Source organism: Schaalia sp. JY-X159 (genome assembly GCF_014525425.1).
Classification (GTDB): Bacteria; Actinomycetota; Actinomycetes; order Actinomycetales; family Actinomycetaceae; genus Scrofimicrobium.
This window is the reverse complement of the sequence record NZ_JACEXI010000002.1, coordinates 161,632-187,915: the sequence shown is the minus strand read 5'-3', so window position 1 is coordinate 187,915 and position 26,284 is coordinate 161,632. Positions and strand designations below refer to the sequence as shown.

Genomic DNA, 26,284 nt, shown 5'->3' with positions numbered 1-26,284 from the left:
TTGCTCATGACGCGTCCCATCGTTCACGTGGCGATGGCCACCTACAACGGGCAGCCGTGGATTGGTCGCCAGGTCGCAACCGTCCTCGACCAGGACGGTGTGGAGGTGCGTCTGGTCATCTCCGATGATGGTTCGACCGACGGGACACAGGACTGGGCCCGCGGTTTGGCGGAACGTGACTCGCGGGTGGTGGTGCTACCTGAGCGTGACGGTGAGGCCGGAGTGGCCGCGAACTTCCTATACGCGCTGGCCCACCTGGACGTCCGCCCCGGCGAGTATGCGGCCTTTAGTGACCAGGATGACCTGTGGCAGCCGCGCAAACTCATCGAACAAATCCACTTCATGGACGAGGCCGGAGCGCACGCAGTGTCATCCAACGTCATGGCATTCACGGTGGAGTCAGACGGCGAGGTGAAGCGGACCCTCATTCGCAAGGATCAGCCGCAAGTGGAGTGGGACTTCCTTTTCGAAGCTCCGGGTGCCGGTTCAACCTACGTCTTTGGTTATGAGGCCTGGAAGACCCTGGTCGACTATCTTGACGTGTGGGGGGCCGAGGGCGTGGCTGTCCACGACTGGTTCGTTTATGCGGTGCTGCGCGGGGCTGGGATGTCCTGGGTTATTGACCCGCGACCACATGTGGCCTACCGCCAGCACGAACGCAATGTAGCGGGCGCCCACAAAGGCCTGCAAGCAACCGTGAACCGCTGGCAACTGCTCCGCTCAGGCCACTACCGTAGACAGTTCTTGCTGATGACCGAGGTGGCGAATCGGGCGGCCCACGCCGCAGGTCGGGATGATCGGTTCCTCCGCGGCCTCGCAGAATGGAAAGAGTGGCTTAGCGATACCTCTTGGCGGGGTCGGGTTGCGGTCTTGTGTCACGCACGCGGCATGCGCAGGCGCCCTATCGAGCAGGTGAAGCTTGCTGTGTCGGGCCTGCTTAGGGTGTGGTAGTTACCGGTTCGGCACCGTGAGGGTCACCTTCTCAGTTGTCGCGATACTTTCCGCGTCCACCCCGCCCGGCACCCACACAACCGATGCTCCGCGAATCCACAGTTGGATGAGTTGCGCGGTGAAGAGCGTGGGGTTCGCGGTGGTAACCAGCACCCTGTGTTGGTCAAGGCGGCTTGCGGGGTTGCTAAGTTCCCCTTCAAGACCCAGGTAGTCACGAGTGAGGAGGTCGTCGAGGTGCAGGGGTGCCTTCTGTGGGTCTTCCAAGAGGTTGGGTGGGAGCCAATCGATGTCATCCCCAACGATCACTGTGGCGCCGGGTCCGGTGTGGGGCATATCGACCTCGTCCCCATAAGACATGACGTCGGCAGTCCCATCCGTGATGCCGAAAGGAAGGTCACCTGGCCAAGAGAATGCGAATGACTCGGGTGTTTGGGCGACGAGGACGTCTGGGCCAAGTTCATCCTGCAGGGTCATCAAGAAGTCCAGGTCGTTGCTAACTGCCAGATCGATCTGGCCCAGATTGCGCGGGGGGCGCTGGCGCAACCCGCGGAGCCAGCACGCTGCGATCCACAGGGGCGTTCGCCAGTGGGTGGTCAAGTACTCCGCAAACGACGACGCTCCGAATGGGAACTCATTGGCTAGGAAGTTGTCGGTCTTGGCAAGCCATCGACGCGCCACAGGTCCAGACAGTTCGACCCGCTCCCGAATGGACGGGGTTCCGGGGGGATTCGAGGCGCTGCCCGGATCAAGGAACCAAGTCAGGACTGGACCCGGTCGGGGAGAAAGGAGAGCAGTCAGTGAGGTGGCATCAAGCTGTTTCATCCTCGTAGACTAGCTGGTCGCAAGGGATGATACTTCCAAGCCGAGCCCCCCGGACTGCGACACGCGGGATGAACCGTTGTTTTCGGGCGGTTTTTGTCCGTTCCACTTGACAGGGGCGGGACTACACGCATGTAATTAGGGGACGTTGCGACGCGTGACGGCCATTCTTTTAGCGGGGGACACATGTGGAACATCTTTGGTGAAGGCGCCATCACGTTTACCGTGGTCCAGGGCGCTGAAGCCCTCGATAGTTCCGATGAAGGCCCACTTTCTTGGCAACAAGATGCGCTGTGTGCGCAAACGGATCCGGAGGCGTTTTTCCCGGAAAAGGGCGGTTCCACCCGGGAGGCAAAAGGTGTTTGTGCGTCTTGCGAAGTTCGGGCTGAGTGCTTGGAGTATGCCCTTGTGAACGATGAACGCTTTGGAATATGGGGCGGACTGTCCGAACGTGAGCGGCGGCGCCTACGACGAGCTGCGTCTTGAGCGTAAAATAGGACAAATGTCGTCCTTTCTTCCCGCCGAAGACGCGGTGCAGGCATCGCTAAGCGACGTTGTGGCACTGATAGTCCTAGCCCCCAAAGAACGCGGTGAACGCGTCGTTGGAAGGTGGGAGACGCTCGCGTCTGTACTACGACAAGCAACGCCGCCGCGGCTTGTCATAGTTGTTGAGACCTCTCTGGATGCAACGCTCGAAACAGAAGTGGTCCAGGACGTCTCTGATCAGGTGCTTCCTCGCCTTTTCCCAGATGCGAAGGATGGTGGGGGTCTTCCGCATGAAGAGAGCCCACGCGTCATTCGCTTCTACTCTAGGGGAGCTCAACGTTTCGGTTCTGCGGTCCGGGAAGCCCTCGATGCGATACCCGGGGCGCGGAAGTGCTCTTGGATGTGGCTTCTTCACGACGACATGGTGGCGAACACCAATTCACTTGAGACGCTGCTCGCCGCCGGGCAATCGGGAGAGAGTGTTGGTGCAGTTGGCCCAAAGCAGGTCCATTATGGCGCACCCGATCAGCTTTTGGAGATCGGTATCGATGCCACATCGAAGGGGCGCCGCGTTTACGTGGTGGAGCCAGATGAAATTGATCAGGGGCAACACGATCGTCGCGATGATGTCCTAGCCGTTGGAACGGCTGGGATGCTGGTCCGATCTGCCGCGTGGAATGCCGTTGGGGGGTTGGACCCCGCGCTGGGGCCGTTCGGGGATGGCCTCGAGTTTGGTCGCCGACTGTGGCAAAGCGGGTACCGCGTTGTCGTGGCACCCAGGGCTGTCGTAGAGCACGCGCAGGCATCTTACGGTCACGACACTGAGGGTCGCTCCTCTTTCGCTGCCCGGCGTACCGCGCAAATGTACAACTGGGGTCTGGCTCTTACGCGGCTCCAGTTTGTTGCCTTCATCGTGGGGGCTCCATTTCTTTCCCTGGGACGCTCCTTTGCGCGGCTGTTTAGCAGGACTCCAAGCTTGGCGTTTGGTGAACTCGCCGCCTATGTGCGGTTAGTGGGCATGACGCCTGCCCTCCTACGAGGGCGGGCGCGGCTCCAACGTGTGGCAACCGTGCCAAGAAGCGCCCTCTCAACACTCGAAGCCAGTCCGTTGGAGATCACCAAACACAGGCGCAACAGTCGTAAGATCCGCGCCAAAGGTGTTGATACTGAGGTCATTCTTGACCCGGCAGCTCTGGCCGCCCTGAAGCGACATCACGCGCGGGCCGCAGGTGGCTTTATTGGGCTGATGAGCGCCGCGATCATTGTCTCGGTCTTCGCTTGGTACCCGTTCAGAGAGGGTCTCATCGGAGGGCAGTGGGGGGCGCTACCCTCCAAGTGGAGTGTCCTAGCCGCTCAGGCTTGGAGTGGGTGGCAGATCACTGGCGATGGACTTGTTGGCCCGTCATCACCGCTCTTGGCGCCCCTCAGCATCGTCGCTGCCCCGTTTGCGCTGCTCGGCATTTCACCCCAGACCTTCGCATATCTCCTAGTCTTTGCCGCACTTCCTTTAGCAGCATGGGGTGGATGGTCCGTTGCGTCCTCGTTCACCCGATCCACAACTGTGCGCGTTGGGTTGGCAGCGTTGTGGGCAACATCTGGCTCCGCTCTGATGCCGCTAATGTTTGGGAACTTGGCTGTGCTCTGTGCGTACTTGTCACTCCCGGCGGTTGTCGTGGGATTGGTCAGAGGGCTTAGACCCCCGGTCGCACTCGTTGCCCACGGCATCGAGGACCTCGTGGCCGTCGCGCCTAGGAACACTGTGTCCTGGCTGGGCCTTGCTGGTTTAGGTTCAGTTTTCGTTGTGGTAGCTGCTCCCATTGCACTGATGATTCTGCCGGTCGTAGCGCTGCTTCTGTTCGTGGGGACCGACTCGCAGTGGCTGCGGATTGGAGCGTGGCGCGGCACTGAGCGCCCGCGAAGTGTGATGCGTTGGGCAGCGCTTGTAGCGGTCACCGTACCCGGCCTGGTTGTCATTGCTCCATCGCTTGTCACACAGCTGCTTCGTGGTGACCCGCAGGCGTTCCTGGGATGGGCTCTGGGTACAACATTGGGGAATGCCGATCTGGGGCTCCTCGCGGGGCTCCCGGCCGCACTTCCACTCGCGGGTGCAGACTCCGGCTTTTTGGAAGCGGTGGCTGCAGGTTCATTCCCTGCGTTGTTGATTGTGGGAGGATCACTGTCGGGCATTGCCCTTACGGTCTGGACTCTCGCAGCCGTCATCCACGCCTCGTGGAAACCCTCGCAGATGAGTCCCATGGTCGTGGGCAGCTGGGGTTTCGGGCTCACCCTCTCCGTCCTCGCCCTACTTCAGGCGTGGTTGGGGGCCGAGGCAGCGCGGGTATCCCCACTCCTTATCGCCGGGACGTCGCTGTCCTTTGTTGTCGCGGTGGGTGCGTCGTATGCGAACTACTCGCTCACTGTCTCCCAGCTGGTACCGGTGACGGACTACGCCGGCAGGTGGGCCAGGGGTCTTCCAGCCGGGATTGGTTCGGTTGCGGCACTTCTTTCTGCTGTCAGCCTCTTGGTCCTAGGTCCGGTTGGGTCCGCAGTTAGTGGATCACAATTTGTGCAGCCTGCGCCCTCCCCCCTGATACCGGTAATTGCTCAAGAATCGCAGAATGGGCCCAGAGCTGCCCGTTTCCTCACTGTCACACTCATTGACGGTGAAGTTCAAGCAGACCTGATGAGGGGAGTGGCGGTTCAGCAGGCTGATCTGCGTGTCTTCCCAGCCCCGACCAGCACAGTGACGTCGGCTGTCACACAAGCACACTCAAGTCTGGCGAGCATTGTTGCAACCATGACTGCTCGACCAACGGCCCGCACGTCATCTGGGCTGGCTGATCACGGGATCGATATAGTCATGCTGTCGGCCCACTCTGAGGACTTCTCCGCCATCCAGAGTGTCCTTGACGCAACAGGGGGGCTCGAAAGGATCGGGAACCTCGAGGGCTCCACGATGTGGCGAGTCCGACCTGACGGGCGACTTCCTGCTCGCGTTTCGCTCCTCACCGCAGGCGAGGGAGGGGAAGTTACAACCAGCCCTGTGGATTCTGGCTCCGTCGGGGTGAAAACCACAATCGCTGAGGATGCGACCGGCTTCATCGTCATGGCAGAAGCAGCTGACCCGGGGTGGATAGCTTCTTTGGATGGAGTTCCTCTTACGACCGTCGAGGATCCCTCCTCGGAGGAGGGGTGGCGGCAGGCATTCGAACTACCCAATGGTGGCGGCGAACTGGAGATTACATACCGCGCTCCCTACCTCTACTGGTGGTGGGCTGGGGCGGGCCTGACACTGATGATTGTCGCGCTGATGGCACTTCCACGTAGCTTCCGCCGCCGCAGCATTGAACCATGGGGTGACCAGGACGCTGGTTCAGACCCCTCGGAGGGTAGCTTCACCGAGGGGAAAGCACATGAGTAGACAAGACGGAGTGGGTCGGGCCCGGTGGGTCCCACTTGGCATTGGGCTGTGCGCGTGCGTTGGGCTCACCGTTGGCTCTCTGGCGCTGGGGACCCCCGAGGGCGCCACCACAACTCAGAGCCGAGCGAAGACCGAGGCCGTACAGGTGATCATGGATGAGATACCGCTGGTATGCCCGCCTGGAATCATCGCTCCCGAGGACGTTGTCCCCCTGCGGGCATCCTCAGCTTCCGACGCTGAACCGGTTACAGAAGCAGCCTTGGCAACCTGGGCCCCGGGCCACGCTACAGCCCTCGCGGGCGGCGGGGAACTACACCTACTTGGTAGTGAGGCCAGCAGTGGGGATGTGACCGGTGTTTCGCTTGCTGGCAGAGAGTCCGGGGACCTTCTCTCACTAGACATTGAGTCCTGTGCGATACCGGGTCAGAACCTTGCATTTGCTGCCGGCTCAACCACCGTGGGTGAGGACACCGTCCTCGTCCTCGCCAATCCGGGAGACATGGCACTGAGCGTTCAGGCCCAGGTATATTCGGAAGCGGGAGCATTACTTGAGTCTCCAGCGACACTGACCATTCCTGCGGGTTCAACCCTGTCCGTGCTGCCTGGCTCTTGGGCACAGGCAGAAGAGAATCCCGTCATCACACTGACAGCGGAAGGCCTTGGCGTTGCCGCCTGGCTTCAAACATCCGGATTGAACGGTGAGGTCCCGCAGGGTCTGGCCCGCATCCAGGGAACACGCCCGGCGGAGACCGTCGTTATTCCAGGCGTGACTGCCTCACGTCAATCGACTCTCCGCGTCGGCAACCTCGGAACCGAGAACACGCGGGTGACCGTGAGGTTACTCGGGAGTGACGGTGAACAGATCCTCAGTGGGGCGGATGGGCTTCCTTTTCCGGCGCAATCCACCGTGAGCATCGACTTGTCGGCACTCCCCAGCGATGTCAACGCCATTGTTGTTGAAGGAGGGCAACCGTTGGCCGCAACCGTCACCGAAGTGACGGAGGGTAGCGACCACCCGGATGTTCGGGATGCCAAATATTCATCACGAACCGTGGTGGGAGGTGCGCGTCAAGTGATGAGAACTGGCCTCGTAGACAAGAGCGAAGTCATTGCGGCGGCGCAGTCGCTTGGGTTCACGAACATCGAAGTGGCGGTTGCGCTCGCCAATCCCACAGACGAAACCATTGAAGTGGAACTCCAAGGGGCGGCCAAGACCCTCTCGCCGCATTCCTCGCAGCTGTACCCGCTGATCGGCAGCATGAACGATGCCGACCTGGTTGCTACCTCAGCGGTCTACGCCTCATACGTGGTTACGGCTGACACCCCTGCCGGTGCGGTTCGCTCAGTGACCAGCCTCGGGACCGAAGGTGTGCTTGCCCAATCGCGCCTAGTGTCCCTCTTCCCAGCAAACTAGCAGCCAAACATCTCGGTGGGCCTAGTCGAGAAGGTCCTCCGGGCGCAGCGCAAGAATGTCGCAAATGCGCTCCGCCAAGATCACTCGAAGGGCAAGAGGAATCTCTTCCTCTGTAGCCCGGGCACAAATTGGCCTGCGATACAGCACAATGCGATCCCGAAGTCCTCTGCGCCGATCCCTAGGAAACGAGCGAGCCAAGACAACATCATGTGACTCCCACTCAGCCGGATTTGAGGGCGGCACTTCCTCCACGCCGAACTCTATATCGGCAATGCCCGGTTCCCGGGCCGCCATCTGCGCCAACGCCAACTGCATCTCTTCGTAAAAGGATTCCCTCCGGGTTGTCCAGACAGGAAGCGCAGGATGGAAACGGGGTCCCCGAGGGCCGCGGCCATGACGATCTTTCCGGCGCCGACTGACACCCGAGTCTGCAACCGGAGGAATGCCGGCTGCGACGGCGGCGCGGCGCAGATAATCGGAGTGGGGGGAGACGAAGCCATCGGACATACGCCTAGGCTAGCGCGAACTCGTCGCCGACAAAGGTAGGCTGGGTAACCGTGGCAAGCTGGTGGTGTTGGCTGCCACGGCTGGACTTGAGGAGATCCCGTGAGATTGTGTTCCAAACCGAGTTGCACTCGTGGTGCCGTAGCAACCCTGACGTATGACTACCAGGATTCAACTGCGGTCCTTGGGCCCCTCGCCACCTCCGTAGAGCCGCACACGTACGACCTCTGTGAAGTGCATGCTGAATCGCTCACCGTCCCTCGAGGGTGGCAGGTTGTCCGCCTCCAGACACGTTTTGAGCCGGCGCCGCCATCCAGTGACGACCTCCTCGCCCTCGTCGAAGTGATTCGTGACGTGGCGGGAGTTGAACACGACCCGGAGGTGCCCGACATGCTTCGCGAACCAGTGGTCATCGACCAGGGAAGCAGGGAGGATAAATATGCCCCCCTGCGCCGTCGGGATCACTTCACAGTAATCACGGGGGAGGGTGGAGACACTCGCTAGGTCCCCACCCTTTCTTGGAGAGACTGTCTCAGGCCTGCGAACCGCGTGAGGTTTCAAACGCCTGCGCGAGGACAGGTCCCAGGTTCTCTTTCCTTACGCGTTCATCCACGTACATAAGCGAGGTATACGACGCAGAGAACGGCATGGCCAGACCTGAGATCAGGGCAGAGACCAGAGCCAAGAGGAAAGCGGTCACAGCCCACGGCAACACAGATGTTGCAAACATGATCACCGCTGAAATAGTCCCGCCAAGAAGTCCCACGACGATTGAGACGATGATGCTCATAAGAAGCATCCTGCCCAAGATGCGCCAGAACGCGCCCTTGGTCAGGGCCCATGAGCGGCGAAGTGCCGTTGGGGGCGTCGCGCCCTCGACCACAGCGATCAAAGTTGCGAAGTACAGTCGGACGCTAACCCACACCGTGACGGCGATCCCGAGTGGAATTATGAGAAGAAGGAAGCTAAGGAACCACAGTGAGTCTCCCGAGGACGACGCAAAAGCAACCGCGGCAATCAGAACTATCGGCACAATGAAGGGCGGGTTCTAGGGGTCAGTGCAACAGGATTTCTTCAATCACTTCGGCGGGCTTTAGGAAATCGAGCCGCTTCCGTGGTCGGTCATTCATTTCCCACTCTACATAGTCTAGGTCAGCCTGACTGTGGATACTCAGGTCAGTGCCCTTGGGGAAGTATTCTCTGAGAAGCCCGTTGGTGTTTTCATTGGTGGGCCTTTGCCATGGTGAGTGTGGGTCACAAAAGAACACGTCGAGATCAGCAGCCATCGCGATCTGTTGATGCGCACTCATCTCTTTACCCTGGTCCCAGGTCAGGGTTTTACGCAGCACGTCGGGGAGGTCTTTCATTTTCGCGATCAGCCCGTCAGTGAGTGCCTCGACACGATTCTTGGTGGGATCCATCCATACCAGGATCAGGTAGCCTGAATGCCGTTCAACCACGGTCCCGATCGCACTCTTCCCATCCTTACCAATGATCAAGTCCCCTTCCCAATGGCCAGGAACGGCTCGATCATCAGCCTCGGCGGGACGATCCACAATATTGACCATATTCGCGATACGACCCACACGTTCAGTACTACGACGTTTCGCACGGCGAATCTTCCGACCCGTGCGTAGCCGCACTTCAAGGTCACGTTTGAGACCGCCTCGAGCCAAGAGATAAATCGACTGGTAAATCGTTTCGTGTGACACTCGCATCTCCGGCCGGTCTGGGAAATCCCGCCGCAACCTCCCACAAATTTGTTCCGGAGATCGCCTCAAAGTGAGCTGGTCTTGAACATAGGCGCGTAACTCAGGCTGTGTAGCAAGTTTACTGGGCTTTGGTCTTCGGGCTCTCTCATAAGCAACCACCTGAGCGCGCGTAGCACTATAGGACAGCGTTGCTGATCGTTCACACTGGAAGTGTCCATTCCGTTTGATTTCCCGGCTAATCGTTGACGCGGAACGATCCAACTGTCTGGCAATCGCTCGGATCCCCATCTTTGCCTTCCACAACGCCTGGATCTCAATACGTTCCTCAAAAGACAAAGACCTCGCACGAGTCTTCTTCCGAGGGTCAATCCCCCCATGATCACTAATGAACCCCCGCACTGCTCTCTCAGACCAGCCCACAACCTGGCCAATCTCCTTAGCGGAACGTCCTTGTTTACGTAACGCCCAAATCCTGTTCGTTACCTCCGGCAGCAACCTCTCCGAAAAACCAATCATCGTACTCACCCTCCTATTCTCAGGGTGTTGCACTCACCGCTAGAACCCGCCAAGATAACTGCGGCAACCACGCCCACAATCAACCAAACGAGAATCGCGGTGCCAACCAGACGCCAGAAATGGGGCTTCAGAGCTTCCCACGTTGACTTGAGATCAAGGTTGATCCCAACCACAGCATTGGTAACAGACAGGACCAGCATCCCCGTCACAAGCAATGAGGCGCCAGCGCTGATGAGTCCGACGATCCCCTGTAGTCCCAGATCGGAAACAGCCGGGTAAAACTCGGACACCCCGACTGCGAACTCAGTGTCACTGCCAAATGTCACCTGGTCGATGCTCGTCTCGGGTACGAGGGCGGAAACAATGCCTGACAGCATGCCGACGATTCCCATGACGCCGAGGGAGATCGCAAACATCACTCTGGGGTTCGAGCGTATCGCTGCGAAGGTACCATCAAAGAGATTTCCCAGGTTCAGCGGGTGGAACGGTATCACGGGAGGCTTCGGCTGAGCCGGTCCACCCCACTGTTCCTGGTTCGGGTCGGAGGGCCACGGAGTATTCGGGTAAGAACTCATATCTCTATTGTGCCGGTCTGTGGACGTGACAGGCGACCACGATCATGGGACGATCACTTTATGACGCCACGGATCTTAGTTGTCGACGATGATGCCTCGCTTGCGGAGATGATTGGAATTGTCTTGCGCGCCGAGGGGTTTGAGGTTTTTGAGTGCTTCGATGGGGCGGAAGCCTTCGAAGTGTTTGAGAGTTGCGACCCGCACTTGGTGTTGTTGGACGTGATGTTGCCGGGGCGCAGCGGAATCCAGATCTGTGAGGCCATCCGACAGGTTTCAAACGTCCCCATCATCATGCTGACCGCCAGGTCGGATACCGCGGATGTTGTTGCCGGTCTTGAGGCGGGGGCTGACGATTACGTCCCGAAGCCGTTCAAACCTAAAGAGCTGGTTGCTCGGATTCGTGCCCGCTTACGAAGTCAGAATGATGCCGGAGAAGAGCAGTTGGTGCTGGGCGACCTCGCAATCGACCAGTCCCGACATGAGGTGCGCCGCGGTGATGAAGTGGTCCCGCTGACACCGCTGGAGTTCGACCTCCTTGTCGCCCTCGCGCGGGCACCGTGGCGTGTTTTCACGCGGGAGGAACTGCTGGAACAGGTATGGGGCTACCGACATGCGGCCGACACGCGCCTTGTCAACGTGCATGTCCAGAGGCTCCGCTCCAAGATTGAGCGCGATGCAGAGAGTCCCTCCCTAGTGATTACGGTGCGGGGTGTCGGATACCGTGCCGGCACGGGGTCTTGAGCGATACTCAGGCTGGTGACGCTGGCTCACAGACTAGCGCTCACCCTCTTGAAGGGGATCAAACCAGCAGGCGACGAATGTGGGAGTTCCTGGGGGGATCCCTGTCTCTGCGGATCGCAGTGACACTGTCTCTGGTCCTGACGGTGATCCTGCTGGTGTTTATCTTCGTGGCAACGAACGTATTGCGCTCCGACCTCTTCTCAACCAGGCGCGACATGATTCTTGCCGACGCCGCCGTGCGATTTTCTCAGGTCCAGAACACGCTTGACCAATCCACCGCAGTCACGACCGACCAGGTTCAAGACGCGGTCACGCAGACCCTCACCGCGATTCGTGAGTCCGCCGCGGGTGCCGGGGCGGTTGAGGTCCTTCTCTTGCGTTCTCCCGATTCCTCGGAAGCTTTTCGGATCAACGAGTATGTGAATCCTGAGTACATTTCCGTTATCGGTGGGGGAATCCGCGACGAACTAGCTCACGATGTCGGACTTTGGCAGTCAGTCGCCCTCGCAAACGGCGCGGACACGATCCCTGGCATCGTCGTTGGGGCGCTGATCGACGTGCCCTCCGCGGGTCCGTATGAAATGTTTGTCGTGTACTCGCTAGAGCAAGAACAATCTACGTTGACCTCGATTATTCAAGTCTTCACCGTGGGCTCAGTTCCCGTCCTGCTTCTGATGGGTCTGGTCTCCTTCGTCCTCGTGTACAGGCTGCTGAGCCCTGTCAGAGCGGCGGCGGGCGCGGCTCGATCCCTGGCGGCTGGGAATCTCTCAAGTCGGTTGCGTGTCTCCGGTCGTGATGAGATGGCACAGTTGGGGGCCACCTTCAATGACATGGCGGAGTCCCTGCAATCCAAAATCACCGACTACGACTCGTTGTCAAAACTCCAACAGAGCTTTGTCTCGGATGTGTCACATGAGCTACGTACCCCCATGACAACAATTCGTATGGCGGATGAGGTCATTTTTGATGACCGGGATGCACTTCCCCCCGCATCCAAGCGATCTGCGGAGCTCCTTCACGTCGAAGTGGCACGTTTTGAGCAAATGCTTGCGGATCTTCTGGAAATCTCTCGCTACGATGCCCAATCCGCCCAGTTCGACCCCGAGTCCGCTGATATCTATAGCCTCGTTGAGAAGGTGGTCAGCGCCAACGCGGAGCTTGCTGACCACCTCGGCGTTGAGGTCCAACTTGGGCCCCGGCCGGAACGTTGCTCAGTGCCTGTGGATGCAATTCGTATCGAGCGTGTGGTGCGCAATCTGCTGGTCAATGCATGTGAGTACTCAGAAGGAATGCCAGTTCGTGTCACCGTTGCTGCAGGGAAGACCTCCGTGGCCATCCGAGTGCGGGACTACGGCGTCGGTATGGAGGCGGACACGGTGCGACGTGTATTTGACAGGTTCTACCGAGCCAACCCCGCGCGAACTCGCAGCACCGGCGGCACTGGTTTGGGACTGGCAATTTCAAAAGAGGACGTCACTCTACACAACGGAGTAATCAATGCCTGGGGTGAACCGGGCCGCGGGAGCTCCTTCGTCGTAACACTGCCGCGCGTAGCAGGGAGTGCCGTCACCGAGTTTCCGCTGATCGTTTGGGAGGATCACGCATGAGACTGCGCAAGATTCTCTGGGGTTGTCTGGGGGTCGTAGCACTCTTGGCACCCTCTGCCTGTTCATCTTTGCCGCAGACTGGTGAACCCCATGAGTTCGCAATTGAAGCGCCCCAGCGTGATCCTGTCCGTCAGTTCGGGTCAGCTCCCCAGGTGGGGTCCAGCCCAACGCTGTTGGTTGAAGACTTCCTCCGAGCAACTGCCGCCGGCATGTATGACGACTTTGCGACAGCGCGCCTCTACTTGCAGCCGGAAGCCTCAGCGACATGGCGACCGAATCTGCAGGTGGCTGTGTTTTCCTCTGACTTTTCGCCCTCGCCCGAACTGAAGGATAGGCAGGGCAAATCGGCTCAGGTCTCACTGTCTCTCTCAACGGTGGGTACGGTGAACGAATCCGGCGTCCTCAGTGTGTCTGTCACCCCGGGCTCCGTGTCAACGGAGTTCACTTTGACGTTGAACGAGGACGGGGAATGGCGCATCGCGGAGTTGGCGGACGGAGTCATCCTCTCACAGTCAGCATTCACGAACGCCTACCAGAACGTCAATCTCCTCTTCCCCTCTTCTGACCTGTCGGGCCTGGTGCCAGATCCGCGGTGGTATCCCCGCTCGCGTGTGGCTGCCTACCTGATGCAGGGGTTGATCGAAGGTCCTGTTGAGAGCCTCGCCCCGGCCGTCGTTGGGGACCTGGCAGCCGATTTGACGATGCCAACCGCAGGCGTTGAAGTGCAAGATAGAGTCGCGATGATCGACCTTGAGGGGAACTCCTCTTCGTCAGAAGCAGAAAGGAGTGCGCTGATCTGGCAGATCTCCCAGACCGTCACCCAGGTGGCTTCTGTTCAGTCGGTAGAGATTCGACTCAATGGTGTTGAGCTTGATGAGTCGGACGTCCCCTCCGGTCCGTCATATCGCCTGGATCGAGCTATTGGTTTGCTTGATGGATCAGTAGTGCTTGGGTCTACGTCACTGTCCACAGAGGTTGCCAACCCGGAAGCGGCGGGTGTTGGGGTGGAAAACCCTGCGGTTGGTCCTGTCGAGGGTGCGCCAGTGGCGTGGGTGAACAGCGAACCGGGTCGCCTTGCGGTAATGACGCTTGGTTCAGCACAGCCGCGTGATACTCCCATCGCAGGTGCTACGGCGCCTTCAGTCGATAGGTTCGGTGTGGTGTGGGTATCGTCCACAGACTCACCGGGTGTGGTTTGGGCTGTCGCGCCGGGTCGGGAGCCTCTGCAAGTTCCGGTCCCGTTCGACGGGGAGGTCGCGGCGGTGCGGGTCTCTCCTGATGGGTCGAGGGCGCTGTTGCTTACCCGCGGTGGTGCGGGATCCCAAGTTTGGCTCGCAACGATTCGGCGTAACGATGTGGAGGCTCAGTACAGTTTCGAAGCTGTCACGGAGCTGGACCTTTTCCCCCCGATTGTTGAAGGATTGACGTGGGTTGGTGAGACGACTGTTGCCGCCCTGGTTCCAGAAGGTGAAGAATCAACAATTGAAGTGTTCAGTCTAGGAGGGTGGCCACAGGTTCTGTCGGCACCCCCGGATGTCTCCAGAATTACGGCGGGCTCAACGCTGGGGTCTCTGCTTGTTCAACGCCCGGATGGAACAGCGTTCCAACGCGCCGGTGCGGCCTGGATTGAACTGGACAACTCTATCCAAGAGATTTCTTTCGCAGGCTAGCTAGGTCCGGGTCTATCCCCAACGCGACTAAGGCGGTCCTTTCCACATTCGCTGAGAGAGCCGGTTGATCCGGGGTGTCCGTCGCGCAATGCTTCCACAATGAGACGGCAAGCAGATCTTTTGCAGGGGGCGAAGAATCTCCTGTTTCCGGTCCAGTGTGGGGGGTGTGGAAAGTGGGATAGCGAACTATGTGAGGATTGTCGAGGTACTGCGACAAAACCGATTGCTTCTAAGATTATTGAGGACGCTGCGGGGTACCCCACAACTGAGCTGCTGTGCTTGGGTGACTACGCCGGGGTGCTTCGCTCCATCATCCTTACCGCCAAGCATGATCGGTATCGAGACTACTCAGATTTTCTCTTCGAGGCAGGAACCCACCTGGGGCGCGCTGTGGGTGAACGCCTAGCGGCAGTGGCTGAGCAGCCGATGCTCACGCCCTTGTGGATTGTCCCCGCCCCGTCCTCACACGCACGCAGGCGGCGCAGAGCTGAAGTTGTTCCGAAGATAGCGGATGGGGTGGCAGAAGGAGTTCGCCGCGAACTGGTTGCCCGGGTTGTAGTTGTGCCAGCTGTCGCGCTGCACCGTGGGGTTGGTGGACAGAGCGGAAGGTCAGCGGGATCCAGGAGTAGCGCTCGACTGGGTGCAATGGACATTGTGATTCCACCTCCGGAGCAAAGCCTTGCGGTTGTGGTTGACGACGTGGTCACCACTGGAACTACTATGCGCGGTGTCCTCGACGCACTGGGTGGTCATGGTGTCATGGCAGTTGCTTTGGCTGCCGCTTGACATCACTCGACTGTCAGCTTGTGGCGTTCGCTCAGCGCCGACAGCATGTGAAGGGCGTCTCAGTGACGTAGACTTGAGGGACTCTCTTTCGTTCACTCAGTGGGCAAGAGGGTAGCCCGGCTCATTTGGCTTAAGGAGGGTTTTTTACAAGAAGCAAGCAAATTGTGCTTGCTGTGCATATTCATTCCAAAGGCTCCTGGAGGATCCCCATGGACATCGTCGTCACCGGCCGCAATGCCGACATTCATCCTAATTTCCGTGAATTTGTCGAGGGTAAACTCGAGAAAATCACCCAGTTCTATCCTCGTGCGCAACGGGTTGATGTGGTTCTGACGCGTGAGCGTAACCCACGCTTGGCCGCTAGTGCAGAGCGCGTAGAGCTAACCGTTTATGGGAAGGGCCCGGTGATCCGGGCTGAGGCAGATTCAGTTGACCGATATTCGGCAGTCGACCTTGCTAGCGCAAAACTCTTCGAAAGACTGCGTCGCCAGCGCGACAGAGTAAAGGATCATCGCCGGTTCCAGTACGACGGTGTGCCGGACCCGAACTTCGACCAGCCGATCACTCCGGGCGTCGATGCGGATCTGCGCGATGCAGAAGATTGGGCGCTGCGTTCCGCACAGGATCTGAAACCAGGTGAGGTGCGCGAAGAACAATTGGGGGATTCTCCCGTGATTGTGCGTCAGAAAGTTCATGAGGCTCCGCCGATGAGCGTGGATGAAGCATTGCACCAAATGGAGCTTGTCGGACACCCGTTCTTCCTCTTCGTCGACAAGGACACGATGCAACCTTGCGTTGCGTACCGCCGCAAGGGGTGGACGTACGGCATCCTCAGACTGAACACTCGTATGCCGGAGGGTGCGGAGTAGAGAACGCATCGGTCTCTATCGGGACGTGATTGCCGCAACCTATGATGTGTGGTGGGCCCCATGCCGATATGGCTTGGGGCCCACCACACTGTGGGTGTAAGTTGCGTAAACTGAAGGGCACGCCGCAATCCAAAACTTGGGTGTCGTAGGCAAAATCAAGGAGTACCCGTGTCGATTATTGACAAGATCCTCAGGGCTGGCGAGGGACGCCAGATTAAGCGTCTGGACCGTATAGCGGACCAGGTCGACGCCCTCGAAGAGGATTTCAAGAAGCTAACGGACGAGGAGCTTCGCGGGAAGACCGAAGAGTTCAAGCAGCGGGTTGCTGATGGCGAGACTCTTGATGAGCTCATGGTTGAGGCCTTCGCGACGGTACGTGAAGCAGCATGGCGCGTACTGCGTTTGCGCCCATTTCACGTGCAGGTGATGGGTGGAGCTGCGCTCCACGGAGGAAACATCGCCGAAATGAAGACCGGTGAAGGTAAGACGCTTGTGGCGACGATGCCCGCATACCTTCGCGCACTCGAAGGAAAAGGCGTCCATGTCGTTACGGTGAACGACTATCTGGCTGAGTACCAGTCAGAGATGATGGGGCGCGTCTACCGCTTCCTGGGGCTCACCGTTGGGTGTGTGCTTGCCGGGCAAACTCCTGCTGAACGCCATGAGGTTTACAGTTGCGACATCACATATGGCACCAACAACGAGTTCGGGTTTGACTACCTCCGCGACAACATGGCGCAGCGACCCGAAGATATGGTGCAACGTGGACACAACTACGTGATTGTGGATGAGGTTGACTCGATCCTCATCGATGAGGCGAGGACTCCGCTCATTATCTCAGGTCCGGCCGCGGGTGACCTCAACCACTGGTATAAGGAGTTCGCGCGGATCGCGCAGATACTCCAGCGTGATGTCGACTATGAAGTTGATGAGAAGAAGCGCAATGCGGGCATCTTGGAAGCCGGTATCGAAAAAGTTGAGGATCAGCTGGGCGTTGATAACCTCTATGAAGCGGCAAATACCCCGCTAATCGGCTTCCTGAACAACGCGATCAAGGCCAAAGAGCTCTACCACCGCGACGACAACTACATTGTTCAGGGTGGCGAGGTGATGATCGTTGATGAGCACACGGGCCGCGTGCTTTCAGGACGCCGCTACAACGACGGAATGCACCAGGCTATTGAAGCCAAAGAGGGCGTTGAAATCAAGGCGGAGAACCAGACTCTGGCAACAGTGACGTTGCAGAACTATTTCAGGTTGTACCCCGAGGGGTCTCGCGCTGGCATGACAGGTACAGCCGAAACTGAGGCGGCCGAGTTTGCGTCGACCTACAAGATCGGTGTCATTCCGATCCCCACCCACAGGGAGATGATCCGCAAAGATCAAGCGGATCTTGTCTATCCGACAATGCAGGGCAAGCTGAATGCGATCATCGACGATATTGTCGATCGTCACAAGAAGGGGCAGCCGGTCCTTGTTGGCACAACATCTGTTGAGAAATCAGAGCAAGTGGCCTCGCTTCTGAAGCAGAAGGGCGTGCCTATTGAGGTACTGAACGCGAAGGAACATGAGCGGGAGGCCCAAGTGGTCGCCATGGCCGGACGCAAAGGTGCAGTCACCGTTGCAACTAACATGGCTGGGCGCGGCACCGACATCATGCTTGGTGGCAACGCGGAGTTTATTGCCCAGGCAAACCTGAAGAGTCGAGGGCTTGACCCCGAGGAATACCCGGAAGAGTACCGGGAGGCGTGGGCTGAGGCACTTGAGGATGCCCGCCGCGCCGTCGCCGAAGAACACGATGAGGTTGCTGAGGCCGGAGGGCTCTACGTTCTTGGAACGGAGCGGCACGAGTCGAGGCGAATCGACAATCAGCTGCGTGGTCGTTCCGGGCGTCAGGGTGACCCCGGTGAGTCGCGTTTCTACCTGTCCATGGAAGATGACTTAATGCGGCTGTTCAACTCCGGAATGGCACAGCGAATCATGACTTCGGGTGCGTATCCCGAGGACGTTCCGCTTGAGTCAAAGATGGTCTCCAGGTCGATTGCATCAGCGCAATCCCAGGTCGAGGCGCGCAACTTTGAGATCCGCAAGAACGTCCTCAAGTATGACGATGTGATGACCGGTCAACGCGAACTTATCTACGATGAGCGTGCGCGAGTTATGCGTGGTGAAGACCTCTCGGAGCAGATCGATCACTTCCAGTCCCAGCTGGTTGCGGGCATCGTCCGGCAGTTCACTGTCGCCGACGACCCTGCTGACTGGGAGCTGGAGTCTGCCTGGACAGAACTACGTGGATACTATCCCGTGTCTGTGTCCATTGAAGACGTGGAAGCTGAGTACGGTGGACGGGCGAATCTGACGCGGGAGAATGTGGAGTTCGAGCTTCAGGGCGATATTCATGCTGCATACGCCGCGGCTGTTGAGGCCTTAGACGCCAATCCCGTTGCGATCTCTCAACTGGGTGACTCTGCTAACGACGAACTCCAACGGCGCGTCGTGCTGTCGACGGTTGACCGCCTGTGGCGCGAGCACCTCTACGAGGTGGACTACCTGAAAGAAGGAATCGGTCTTCGTGCGATGGGTCAGCGTGACCCCTTGGTTGAATACAAGGATGAAGCCTCGAAGATGTTCCAAGCGATGATGGAACGGATCCGCGAAGAATCAGTCCAGCAACTCTTTGCCTACCACTACCAGTTTGAGAAAGCTAATGAGCAGCGCGAGGAGCTGATTGCCAATGGAGGTGGCGATAACTCTGCAGCAGTGGAAGCCGCGGCATCGGGCCAGGCCAGTGGAGCTCCACAGACTAAGAAGGCAGTGAAGCCTGCGAAGAGCCAGATCAAAGCTCAGAAAAAAGCATCGACTCCCAAGACCGTCATGGGAGATGTGGGACGTCAGTCTGTACCTAACAGGCTCACCATGCAGGGACCGGCCAAGCAGTCAGAGCCAGTGGCAGGAACGAACAGGGGGCCCGCGGTACCTGCGGCGGCAGGGGCCCAAACACTTAACAGGGCACAGCGACGGGCTCAGGGCAAGAAGAAGGGGTAGCTGCCCGCCGTTAGTGCGGGGCCCAGTGATTGATGATCGCGCGTGATAACCGCTTTACGTTTCCTGGACTCTAGTGTGTTTCGAGCTCGCAAAGCTGCCATCGATCTCGCAGCCTTACCAGGCGTCCGGCAACTGCCCTTGCTCGGTTCTGATCCCACACCGTTACCGCAAACTCGAATGTCTCATTTGAGACCGGACAAATGCGTGACGTCATCGCCAGGGCCGGAAGTGAGCCGCCTCGACCCCGAGAAGCACTGGTACTGGCACTAGTGCTGGCGCGAAGGTATCCGTAAACGTCCGCTGTCATCCACCGTTGAAGACTTCGAGGGTCCTTCCTCCCGGCAATGACGTCAACGACAGCCACAGCAATCTGTTGAGCCCACTGTTCGGGGCTGGGCAGCCCGGCCAGTGTTGTATCGCTCGGGTGACCGGTTCTGCGTTGGGTTGGCGCTATGTGAATGGCACGTGCATAGGGCCGACCCCTGACTTGCGTTCTGGGAGCAGGACCGGCAGTGCGGTTGGGGTGTTCTGAAGAACTGGCTACCTGGAGGGTCTTGGCTGGCTCTGGGGTGTGCATGGTTTTCTACTTCGACGAAGATGCGGGAAGAGGGATAGTTTCCAAGATCATTCCTGGTTCGATGTGGTTGGGGTCGGATCCGATGACAAGTTCATTTGCGTCATAAATGTCCCTCCAAAGTGCGTCAATCTCAGAGTCTGAAGCATTTTCACCGAGCATTGTTGCCGCAATGTCCCATAAACAGTCCCCCTCTGCAACCGTGTATGCCGTGGATAGGTCGACGGAATCACCATTTGAACTTGGAAGCAGTACCGGTGTGGACATGTCTCGCGTCGAAGGCTTTGTCGAGAGTCGGGAGGACAGCGTATCGGAGATTGGCGGGGGAGTCGCGGTCAAAGACGGTGTGGAAGGTGGCATCTGCTGAAGATCGGAAGCTGGCTCAAGTCTCTGAGCCGGAGGTTGAGACGCAACCTCCGTTTCACGTGCCGCTTCGAACTCTCCCGAGCCTGGGAAGACACTGTCTGTACTCGCTGAAGGTGAACTGTCGGAGGCTGCCGTCCTAGAGGGAACCCCACCCGAAAGAGCAGTGTCAAGGGGGTGTACGTATTCTGCGGTGGTCGTAGAAGAGCTCCACAGGTATTCGGTAGTGTCTGTGGTGGTTCCCGTATCCGCTAGCGCAGCGCCGGAGAATAGGGTGCCCGCCAGGGCCGTGGTCGTGGCGATGCCCGCAACCGACCGACGTGCGGACCGTGTCCCCCAAGTTGCCACAGCCGTGCCCAAGATTAGGTGAAGCCGCCCAGGTAGCGTTCTACTCACTGCCACTAGTGCAAGCGCGGCCCAGACGGAGCGCCAGAGGAAGAGGATCTCAGCAAGAACCGCGAGGACGAGCGTCACGTAAGCAAACTGAGCTGAGCCGACGCCTTGAAGGTGAAGCGCCATGGCCACTGCGCCGAAGGACACCAGGAGCCCAGCAAGCTCACGAAGCAAGGCTTTACGTGCTTGCCGTTGAACGGTTCCTCTGCGGTCGTCCCGCATTCCTGGGGACTGTGAATCGGTTGATGTAATCACTGACCTACCTCTTTCCATTCTGTTGTGTCTACGCTCCTTAGTACTCTGACAAACAACAGTGGTGCAGAGATTACAGCGTTGTCTGTGGAAACCAGCCTCTTTTAGAATTTGGGGATAACGTCTGATGGAAAAGGATATGGAACAGTTGCACTATGACTGCGCCGGTCTTCGCAAAGGTTCCCATGTCAGCGGCAGTTTGTCGCAGATGAGAGACGCGGGTACCTCGGCCGTGGCAAGCTGGGCACATGCAGCACTATCTAGCGCTCACAGCGTCCGAACTACTTGCCCAGACCCCACCGAATCGCGATGCGATTTGCGTTGAAGATAGGGATGTTTCCCCAGATTCAACCTGGGAGGAAACAACTGAGGATGCGCGGGATGATGCCGCGCTAGAGTCTCTCCACCTTGCGCGCGAAGAACAATCCTCCCCCACTCGGCTGGTTGTGGGGGGCGCCCTCCCCTCCCGGGACGCACGCTTCAGTTCCTGGCAACAGGTCGACGAGATTTATGCGGACGACACAAGGGGGCGGGAGATATGCGCGCAGCTATTCTTGGCGCAGACGCAAGAGGAGGCGGACCTGCTAATAGGGCAGCTCTTTGAGGAGGCCCTGATGTGGTACGACATCAGCGAGCGTACTGACTTAGGCGACGCCCTCGTTCGTGCCAAACCGGTCGACGAAGTTGGAGAGGATTAGGTGGGCTGGCGACACATCGACGCCGCGCACCCGTTCCTCAACCCTGGGCCGTTCCTCTTTCGGATAGTAGCCATGATCCTCAAACACGTCGATGCGCACCGAAATGCCTTCAAAATCTAGTTCAGGATGGAACTGCGTCAGGTAGATGTTGTTGCGAATGCGCGCCATCTGAAGTGGGGCGACCGTGCCCGTCACTAGCGGCACCATCTGCGGTGGGTGCTCGACAACCGATTCATGGTGCCCGACGTAGGCGCGGAAAGTATCCGGAATGCCATTGAGAATCGGATCGACCCGACCCTGCGGGGTCACGGTCAACTGCGGCGCCGTAATGTCCTCTGAAATGGCTGGACTCACGCTCCCGCCAAGCATGCGCGCCATAATCCCCAGGCCGTAGCAGATCCCCAAAATCGGGAAATCTTCTGCGATGGCCCTTTCCGAAAGCCGCGTCAGGTTTTGCTCCACGTCGAGTTGCCGCAGGCTCTTGCTGTCTTCCGGCGCTGACACATCGAAGTGGGAACCGCACATGATGATGCCGTCCCAGTGCTGCAAGTTAATATCGGGGAACGGATCCCGCTCAAGACGGACATTGACAAGCTCATCGTCGCGCAATCCCGTGAACTTGAGCATGGCTTGACGTTCCGAAATCGCAACTTTCTCGTAAATTCGCGTCGTGAACATAAGGAAGCGTCTGGCCATGGTTGCAGTCTAGTCAGCCCGGGGGCGTCTGGCCCTCATTCGGGCACCATCAAGATAGTCTCTACACATGTCTCAAACGCGACGATACATCGACGACCTCCGCCTAGCACACGTCCTCGCAGACCAGGCTGACCACCAGAGCATGAACCGCTTCCAAGCGGATGATCTTCTCGTGGAAGAAAAGCCAGATTACACGTTGGTTTCGGATGCCGATAAGGCCGTGGAAGACCAGATCCGCCTTCAGCTCGGCACATCCCGGTCACGGGACTCCGTCCTCGGTGAGGAACGTGGAACAAGCGGTTCCTCAAGTCGGCAATGGATTATTGACCCGATTGACGGGACCAGCAACTTTGTGCGAGGGGTTCCGGTATGGGCGACACTTATCGCCCTTGTCGAGGACGGCGAGGTCGTAGTCGGACTGGTATCCGCTCCCGCTCTGAAGCGTCGGTGGTGGGCGGCGAAAGGTATGGGCGCTTTCGCAGGGACGTCACTTATGAGGTCACGACAACTGCAGGTCTCACGTGTAGCGCATGTCCATGACGCATTCTTCTCGTACTCGTCTCTGCAGGGTTGGCTGGCAGCTGGACGAGGACGGAGCTTCCTCGACTTTCAGGCGTCCTGCTGGCGAACAAGGGGATTTGGGGACTTCTGGAGCTACATGATGGTTGCTGAGGGCAGCGTTGATGTTGCCGCAGAACCTGAGCTGGCACTGTATGACATGGCGGCGTTGGTTCCCATTGTGCAGGAGGCCGGAGGACGGTTCACGTCGCTAGATGGTGAACCTGGCCCATGGGGCGGAAATGCAATCGCTTCCAATGGGCTCATTCATGAGGCTGCAATCGAAGCCCTGAAGCCGCGATGATGCGTCGATAGGTGCTACCAGTTGTCCTGGGGGAGACCGGCGATGAGTGTCCGCGCACGTGCCACGATGCCCGCCCTGCGCTGAGGGGCTAGCAGCGAATCGTCTGCTTCGCCAACTTTTGCAAACGGTCCGGCCTGTGCCACCCACTCATCGAGGGCGCACGACACCTCCGATGATGTGTGCGTACAGTTCGGCAGGCAGAACTCAGTTACGGCCACAAGGTCGGGGAATACCGCCAGAACGTCCTCGACGTCAGCATGGGCAAGGCCGAAGGATCGAACACCTGGCGTGTCAACCAACCATCCCCCCTTAGGGAGTTCTAGTGCCACGGAACTGGTAGAGGTGTGGCGCCCCTTTCCCGTCGCGACATTGACTTCACCCACACTGCGCCCCAATCCTGGAATCAAGGCATTGATGAGAGTCGACTTACCGACCCCCGAATGACCGATGAGGACGGAGAAGTGGCCCTTCAGCAGGGTTGCTATCTTGTCGAGGCCGTCGCCTGTCACCAAGTTTGCGGTAACGATCTCCAGATCGAAGCTGTCAAACAATGCCGTGAAATCACCAGGGTCGGCGAGATCGGTTTTCGTCATGCACAGAAGGGCTGGGACACCTGCTTCGCGTGCTGCGACCAGGCACCTTTCCACCATTCCCACGCGAGGTGTCGGATTCGCAGAAGCGGTGACGATAACCATGAGATCCGTGTTGGCGACAATGATTTTTTCCCCACGCCCGTCTTCGGCCTCTTCGAGACTGCGTCGCAGGACGTTGGTGCGTTCCTCGACGTGCGCGATTCGTGCCAACGTGTCCACCCGGCCGCTGAGGTCGCCGGTGAGGCGCACAAAGTCTCCAATGACAACTGCGCCCCGCGGAATCTCGCGGGCCTTCACCGCCTGCAGCAGCGGGCCTGAAGATGTGGATACGGCAAACCGCCCTCGGTCGACGGCTACAACGCGGCCCAGGGGACGCGCTGAATAGTCCGGTCTGCGTTTGGTTCGAGGACGGGAACCTTTTGTCGGTCGGACGCGGACGCGTTCATCATCAGTTCCCGTATCGAGTCTGGCCACGCCGTTCCTTTTCTCGCCGAGTGAGGCAGATGGGTTCGCCCCGGTTGATCTGGTCTGATGTCGAGACTACTCTGCCCCCGAAATCAGCGCCGGGTTCGCGAAGACCTCCGCCATGGTCAATGTGCTGGGAGAGTCGGCGCCCTGGAGCATCGCATGCCAGCGCGCGGTGAACATTGGGAGTGTCTTTGCGGTGGTTCCGATGTTTGCAACCCTGCACCCAGGCGTGCGGAGGCCCACGATGGCGCCGAATGTCGCCATGCGATGGTCCTCATAAGTCTGTATGTCCGCACTATGCGTTGGTGCGGGGATGATGTGGATACCATCGCGCATGACACGGGCATTGGCGCCGAGGCGTCGTATCTCAGTGGCCATCGCCTCAAGACGGTCAGTTTCGTGACCTCGCAAGTGGCCGATTCCGCGCAGGGTTGACGGTGATGTGGCGAAGACGCAGAGGGCGGCCACCGTTGGTGCCAGCTCGCCATACGCCCCCATGTCGAGGTCGAGGCCGGGCCAAGTCAACCCAAGCGGGGCACTTGCCGTAAGTCCCTGAGCGCTGAGGGCCACTGTGGCACCAAACTGGGGGAGGAGCTCCACCCAGTACTTGCCAACCTGATCCGTATGGGCGGGCCAGTCTTCAATCGTGATGGTTCCCCCGCAAAGCAGGGCGGCCGCTAAGAAAGGTCCGGCATTGGCAAGGTCAGGCTCGATCTGGATGGGGTTACCCGCGGGACGGGTTGGGTCTGTCTTCCAGCTCCAAGAAGTGGTCCTCTGGATATCGACACCCTGCTCAGCCAGCATGTCAAGGCTCATTGCGACATAGGGCCATGACGGCAGACGACCTTCCGCACGGAGCACAGTGGGTTTGGAGATGAGGGGGGATGCGAGCAGTAGGGCTGAGAGGTATTGCGAAGAACTGGAGGTATCGATACCAACCTGGTCGCTTCCGTCGCACTTTGTGGATGTGGCCTTTTTCTTACGGGCAGGAATACCCGTGATGGTCACCGGCAGGAAGCCCTTGCGTTTGCCGTATTTGACTCGTGCTCCCAGCGCCTGCAGGGAGTCCATGAGTGGGGTGATCGGTCGTGACTCGGCTGACGGGTCGCAGACCAGGGTGGTTTTTCCGTCCGCGAATGCCGCCAGCGCCGAACCGAAACGCATGACGGTGCCCGCCTGCCCGCAGTCAATCGTTGACCCGCCACGCAGTCGGGATGCCGGCATGATGGTGAGGGAGCGGGGATCGTCCTCGAAAACAAACTCTGCGCCGAGTGCGACCATCGCCTTTGCCGCCAGGTAGGTGTCCCGGGAGGCGAGGGCGCCCGAGATCTTCGTTGGATTCTGGGCGATCGTGCCAATTACAAATGCGCGTGACGTTTGCGATTTCGATCCGGGTAGCAGGACGGTCGCATTCACTGGTCCGCTTGGCGTGGGAGCGGGCCAATACTCGTCGCCACCAGCGTTACTTATAGTCACTCGACCTCCAAGGTCATTGGGCTGTGGGCGTAGACTCGAGCACAGAATATGGGTGTTGGTTAGCATTGTGCTCAAAATAGAGACGTTTTGCCACTACGGATCACAGAGCAGGCGGCGTTGAGAGAGGATTCGGGGTGGAAGTGAAAGCGAGACCTGCGTCCTCGGACTCAGATCAGCGGTTTGAGGCCGAAGCCCTGCCATTCCTGGATCAAATCTACGGGGGCGCCCTCGCGCTGACCAGGAACCCTGCTGACGCAGAGGACCTGACGCAGGAGGTGTTCCTAAAGGCGTTTCTGGCCTTTGACACTTTCGAATCTGGGACCAATGTGCGTGCATGGCTGTACCGCATCTTGACCAACACGTTCATTTCGAACTATCGCAAATCATCGCGCGACCTCAACCACATTGGGCAACCCCTACCCCAGGACTGGCAGTTGCGTAGCGATGCCGAAGGCGGTGCGGGCACCGGAGATGCTTCAGAAGGTGGGGCGGTGAGTCGCGCGTACGCGCCCTCTGCAGAAAGCGAGGCACTCAAGCATTTTGAGCGGGATGAGGCCTACTCGCTTCTGGGTTCGCTCCCGGAGAACCAGCGAACTTCAGTGTATCTGGCAGACGTTATGGGCCTGACCACCAAAGAAATTGCGGAACTTATGGACGTTCCCCAGAACACGGTGCTGAGTCGTATCCATCGCGGAAGAATCCGCCTGCGAGAGATTACAGCGGCCAGGGGACTAAACCAGACTGATGGCAAGGTAACCAGCGGGACGGAGGCAAAGAATGTGTGATCAGGAAT

Annotated in this window: 24 protein-coding genes; 14 read left to right on the top strand and 10 right to left on the bottom strand. The window is 59.0% G+C overall.

The features are described from left to right. Positions 1-6: 6 nt before the first annotated feature. Positions 7-951 carry a glycosyltransferase gene (locus IDL90_RS03880; protein ID WP_187994414.1) on the top strand — a complete coding sequence of 315 codons (945 nt, stop codon included), beginning with the start codon at positions 7-9 and terminating at the stop codon, positions 949-951. Here the strand turns inward: IDL90_RS03880 and IDL90_RS03875 are convergent, their stop codons facing one another. Beyond that, entirely contained in the window at positions 952-1,773 is an 822-nt protein-coding gene (locus tag IDL90_RS03875) for a TIGR03089 family protein (RefSeq protein WP_187994413.1), read from the bottom strand. 183 nt (positions 1,774-1,956) lie between these two features. Here IDL90_RS03875 and IDL90_RS03870 point away from each other — a divergent pair, with 183 nt between their 5' ends. Genes IDL90_RS03870 through IDL90_RS03860 form a run of 3 tightly spaced genes read left to right on the top strand, consistent with a single transcriptional unit; the run spans position 1,957 to position 7,091 of the window. Then, on the top strand, positions 1,957-2,256 hold the full coding sequence (locus tag IDL90_RS03870; RefSeq protein WP_182141824.1) for a WhiB family transcriptional regulator: 300 nt from the start codon (positions 1,957-1,959) through the stop codon (positions 2,254-2,256). 16 nt (positions 2,257-2,272) lie between these two features. Continuing rightward, a complete protein-coding gene (locus tag IDL90_RS03865) occupies positions 2,273-5,677 on the top strand; it encodes a glycosyltransferase (protein WP_187994412.1) in 3,405 nt (1,134 codons plus the stop codon). After that, a complete protein-coding gene (locus IDL90_RS03860; protein WP_182141826.1) occupies positions 5,670-7,091 on the top strand; it encodes a DUF5719 family protein in 1,422 nt (473 codons plus the stop codon). The genes IDL90_RS03865 and IDL90_RS03860 overlap by 8 nt, the downstream gene beginning before the upstream one ends. A gap of 21 nt (positions 7,092-7,112) precedes the next feature. Here the strand turns inward: IDL90_RS03860 and IDL90_RS11440 are convergent, their stop codons facing one another. After that, complete coding sequence (locus IDL90_RS11440; protein WP_262509023.1) at positions 7,113-7,598, bottom strand: metallopeptidase family protein; 486 nt, start codon at positions 7,596-7,598, stop codon at positions 7,113-7,115. Positions 7,599-7,697: 99 nt separating this feature from the next. Here IDL90_RS11440 and IDL90_RS03850 point away from each other — a divergent pair, with 99 nt between their 5' ends. Further along, positions 7,698-8,099, top strand: a complete 402-nt coding sequence (locus IDL90_RS03850; protein ID WP_182141827.1) for a DUF3499 domain-containing protein — start codon at positions 7,698-7,700, stop codon at positions 8,097-8,099. Positions 8,100-8,127: 28 nt separating this feature from the next. Here IDL90_RS03850 and IDL90_RS03845 read toward each other — a convergent pair whose 3' ends face one another. From IDL90_RS03845 to IDL90_RS03835, 3 genes are read right to left on the bottom strand one after another with little or no spacing between them, the layout of a single operon-like run. After that, the gene (locus IDL90_RS03845) at positions 8,128-8,628 is read right to left on the bottom strand and encodes a glycerophosphoryl diester phosphodiesterase membrane domain-containing protein (protein WP_187994411.1); all 501 of its coding nucleotides are present in this window, start codon (positions 8,626-8,628) and stop codon (positions 8,128-8,130) included. Between the two features lie 22 nt (positions 8,629-8,650). Then, on the bottom strand, positions 8,651-9,832 hold the full coding sequence (locus IDL90_RS03840) for an IS30 family transposase (RefSeq protein WP_259349513.1): 1,182 nt from the start codon (positions 9,830-9,832) through the stop codon (positions 8,651-8,653). Then, positions 9,829-10,398 carry a hypothetical protein gene (locus tag IDL90_RS03835; protein ID WP_187994410.1) on the bottom strand — a complete coding sequence of 190 codons (570 nt, stop codon included), beginning with the start codon at positions 10,396-10,398 and terminating at the stop codon, positions 9,829-9,831. The genes IDL90_RS03840 and IDL90_RS03835 overlap by 4 nt, the downstream gene beginning before the upstream one ends. A 60-nt stretch (positions 10,399-10,458) precedes the next feature. Between IDL90_RS03835 and mtrA the strand changes: the two genes are divergently transcribed. The 6 genes from mtrA (at position 10,459) to secA (ending at position 19,116) form a co-directional block, all read left to right on the top strand. Next, complete coding sequence (mtrA, locus tag IDL90_RS03830) at positions 10,459-11,139, top strand: MtrAB system response regulator MtrA (RefSeq protein WP_187994409.1); 681 nt, start codon at positions 10,459-10,461, stop codon at positions 11,137-11,139. Beyond that, positions 11,136-12,746: an MtrAB system histidine kinase MtrB gene (gene mtrB / locus IDL90_RS03825; RefSeq protein WP_262509022.1), complete on the top strand. Its 1,611-nt coding sequence runs from the start codon at positions 11,136-11,138 to the stop codon at positions 12,744-12,746. The genes mtrA and mtrB overlap by 4 nt, the downstream gene beginning before the upstream one ends. Further along, the gene (locus tag IDL90_RS03820; RefSeq protein ID WP_187994408.1) at positions 12,743-14,416 is read left to right on the top strand and encodes a GerMN domain-containing protein; all 1,674 of its coding nucleotides are present in this window, start codon (positions 12,743-12,745) and stop codon (positions 14,414-14,416) included. Before mtrB ends, IDL90_RS03820 begins: the two co-directional genes overlap by 4 nt. A gap of 99 nt (positions 14,417-14,515) precedes the next feature. Next, positions 14,516-15,202: a phosphoribosyltransferase family protein gene (locus IDL90_RS03815; protein WP_182141833.1), complete on the top strand. Its 687-nt coding sequence runs from the start codon at positions 14,516-14,518 to the stop codon at positions 15,200-15,202. 209 nt (positions 15,203-15,411) lie between these two features. After that, positions 15,412-16,071 (top strand): ribosome hibernation-promoting factor, HPF/YfiA family, encoded by a 660-nt coding sequence (hpf, locus tag IDL90_RS03810; protein WP_182141834.1) that lies wholly within the window; start codon positions 15,412-15,414, stop codon positions 16,069-16,071. A 168-nt stretch (positions 16,072-16,239) separates the two neighbouring features. Next, positions 16,240-19,116: a preprotein translocase subunit SecA gene (secA, locus tag IDL90_RS03805; RefSeq protein ID WP_182141835.1), complete on the top strand. Its 2,877-nt coding sequence runs from the start codon at positions 16,240-16,242 to the stop codon at positions 19,114-19,116. Between the two features lie 70 nt (positions 19,117-19,186). Here secA and IDL90_RS11835 read toward each other — a convergent pair whose 3' ends face one another. Further along, complete coding sequence (locus IDL90_RS11835) at positions 19,187-19,693, bottom strand: Rv3235 family protein (RefSeq protein ID WP_223175172.1); 507 nt, start codon at positions 19,691-19,693, stop codon at positions 19,187-19,189. Positions 19,694-19,699: 6 nt separating this feature from the next. Beyond that, on the bottom strand, positions 19,700-20,701 hold the full coding sequence (locus IDL90_RS11675) for a LysM peptidoglycan-binding domain-containing protein (protein ID WP_182141836.1): 1,002 nt from the start codon (positions 20,699-20,701) through the stop codon (positions 19,700-19,702). Between the two features lie 245 nt (positions 20,702-20,946). Here IDL90_RS11675 and IDL90_RS03795 point away from each other — a divergent pair, with 245 nt between their 5' ends. Continuing rightward, positions 20,947-21,396: a hypothetical protein gene (locus IDL90_RS03795; RefSeq protein ID WP_187994407.1), complete on the top strand. Its 450-nt coding sequence runs from the start codon at positions 20,947-20,949 to the stop codon at positions 21,394-21,396. On the opposite strand, the gene IDL90_RS03790 is transcribed toward IDL90_RS03795, so the two are convergent. Continuing rightward, the gene (locus IDL90_RS03790) at positions 21,343-22,092 is read right to left on the bottom strand and encodes a glutamine amidotransferase-related protein (RefSeq protein WP_182141838.1); all 750 of its coding nucleotides are present in this window, start codon (positions 22,090-22,092) and stop codon (positions 21,343-21,345) included. The genes IDL90_RS03795 and IDL90_RS03790 overlap by 54 nt on opposite strands. A 67-nt stretch (positions 22,093-22,159) precedes the next feature. On the opposite strand from IDL90_RS03790, the gene hisN reads away from it, so the two are divergent. Further along, a complete protein-coding gene (gene hisN / locus IDL90_RS03785) occupies positions 22,160-22,954 on the top strand; it encodes a histidinol-phosphatase (protein ID WP_182141839.1) in 795 nt (264 codons plus the stop codon). A 14-nt stretch (positions 22,955-22,968) separates the two neighbouring features. Here the strand turns inward: hisN and rsgA are convergent, their stop codons facing one another. Next, positions 22,969-24,021 (bottom strand): ribosome small subunit-dependent GTPase A, encoded by a 1,053-nt coding sequence (rsgA, locus tag IDL90_RS03780; RefSeq protein ID WP_182141840.1) that lies wholly within the window; start codon positions 24,019-24,021, stop codon positions 22,969-22,971. Positions 24,022-24,087: 66 nt separating this feature from the next. After that, positions 24,088-25,491, bottom strand: coding sequence for a 3-phosphoshikimate 1-carboxyvinyltransferase (aroA, locus tag IDL90_RS03775; RefSeq protein WP_182141841.1), 1,404 nt, complete (start codon positions 25,489-25,491; stop codon positions 24,088-24,090). A 140-nt stretch (positions 25,492-25,631) separates the two neighbouring features. On the opposite strand from aroA, the gene IDL90_RS03770 reads away from it, so the two are divergent. Further along, entirely contained in the window at positions 25,632-26,276 is a 645-nt protein-coding gene (locus IDL90_RS03770; RefSeq protein ID WP_187994406.1) for a sigma-70 family RNA polymerase sigma factor, read from the top strand. Positions 26,277-26,284 lie beyond the last annotated feature (8 nt).

Bases quoted from the DNA above. Each gene is read 5' to 3' on its own strand.
- IDL90_RS03880 (WP_187994414.1), top strand. From the start codon at position 7: ATGACGCGTCCCATCGTTCACGTGGCGATGGCCACCTACAACGGGCAG.
- IDL90_RS03875 (WP_187994413.1), bottom strand. From the start codon at position 1,773: ATGAAACAGCTTGATGCCACCTCACTGACTGCTCTCCTTTCTCCCCGA.
- IDL90_RS03870 (WP_182141824.1), top strand. From the start codon at position 1,957: ATGTGGAACATCTTTGGTGAAGGCGCCATCACGTTTACCGTGGTCCAG.
- IDL90_RS03865 (WP_187994412.1), top strand. From the start codon at position 2,273: ATGTCGTCCTTTCTTCCCGCCGAAGACGCGGTGCAGGCATCGCTAAGC.
- IDL90_RS03860 (WP_182141826.1), top strand. From the start codon at position 5,670: ATGAGTAGACAAGACGGAGTGGGTCGGGCCCGGTGGGTCCCACTTGGC.
- IDL90_RS11440 (WP_262509023.1), bottom strand. From the start codon at position 7,598: ATGTCCGATGGCTTCGTCTCCCCCCACTCCGATTATCTGCGCCGCGCC.
- IDL90_RS03835 (WP_187994410.1), bottom strand. From the start codon at position 10,398: ATGAGTTCTTACCCGAATACTCCGTGGCCCTCCGACCCGAACCAGGAA.
- mtrA (WP_187994409.1), top strand. From the start codon at position 10,459: ATGACGCCACGGATCTTAGTTGTCGACGATGATGCCTCGCTTGCGGAG.
- IDL90_RS03820 (WP_187994408.1), top strand. From the start codon at position 12,743: ATGAGACTGCGCAAGATTCTCTGGGGTTGTCTGGGGGTCGTAGCACTC.
- IDL90_RS03815 (WP_182141833.1), top strand. From the start codon at position 14,516: ATGAGACGGCAAGCAGATCTTTTGCAGGGGGCGAAGAATCTCCTGTTT.
- hpf (WP_182141834.1), top strand. From the start codon at position 15,412: ATGGACATCGTCGTCACCGGCCGCAATGCCGACATTCATCCTAATTTC.
- IDL90_RS11835 (WP_223175172.1), bottom strand. From the start codon at position 19,693: ATGCACACCCCAGAGCCAGCCAAGACCCTCCAGGTAGCCAGTTCTTCA.
- IDL90_RS03795 (WP_187994407.1), top strand. From the start codon at position 20,947: ATGCAGCACTATCTAGCGCTCACAGCGTCCGAACTACTTGCCCAGACC.
- IDL90_RS03790 (WP_182141838.1), bottom strand. From the start codon at position 22,092: ATGGCCAGACGCTTCCTTATGTTCACGACGCGAATTTACGAGAAAGTT.
- hisN (WP_182141839.1), top strand. From the start codon at position 22,160: ATGTCTCAAACGCGACGATACATCGACGACCTCCGCCTAGCACACGTC.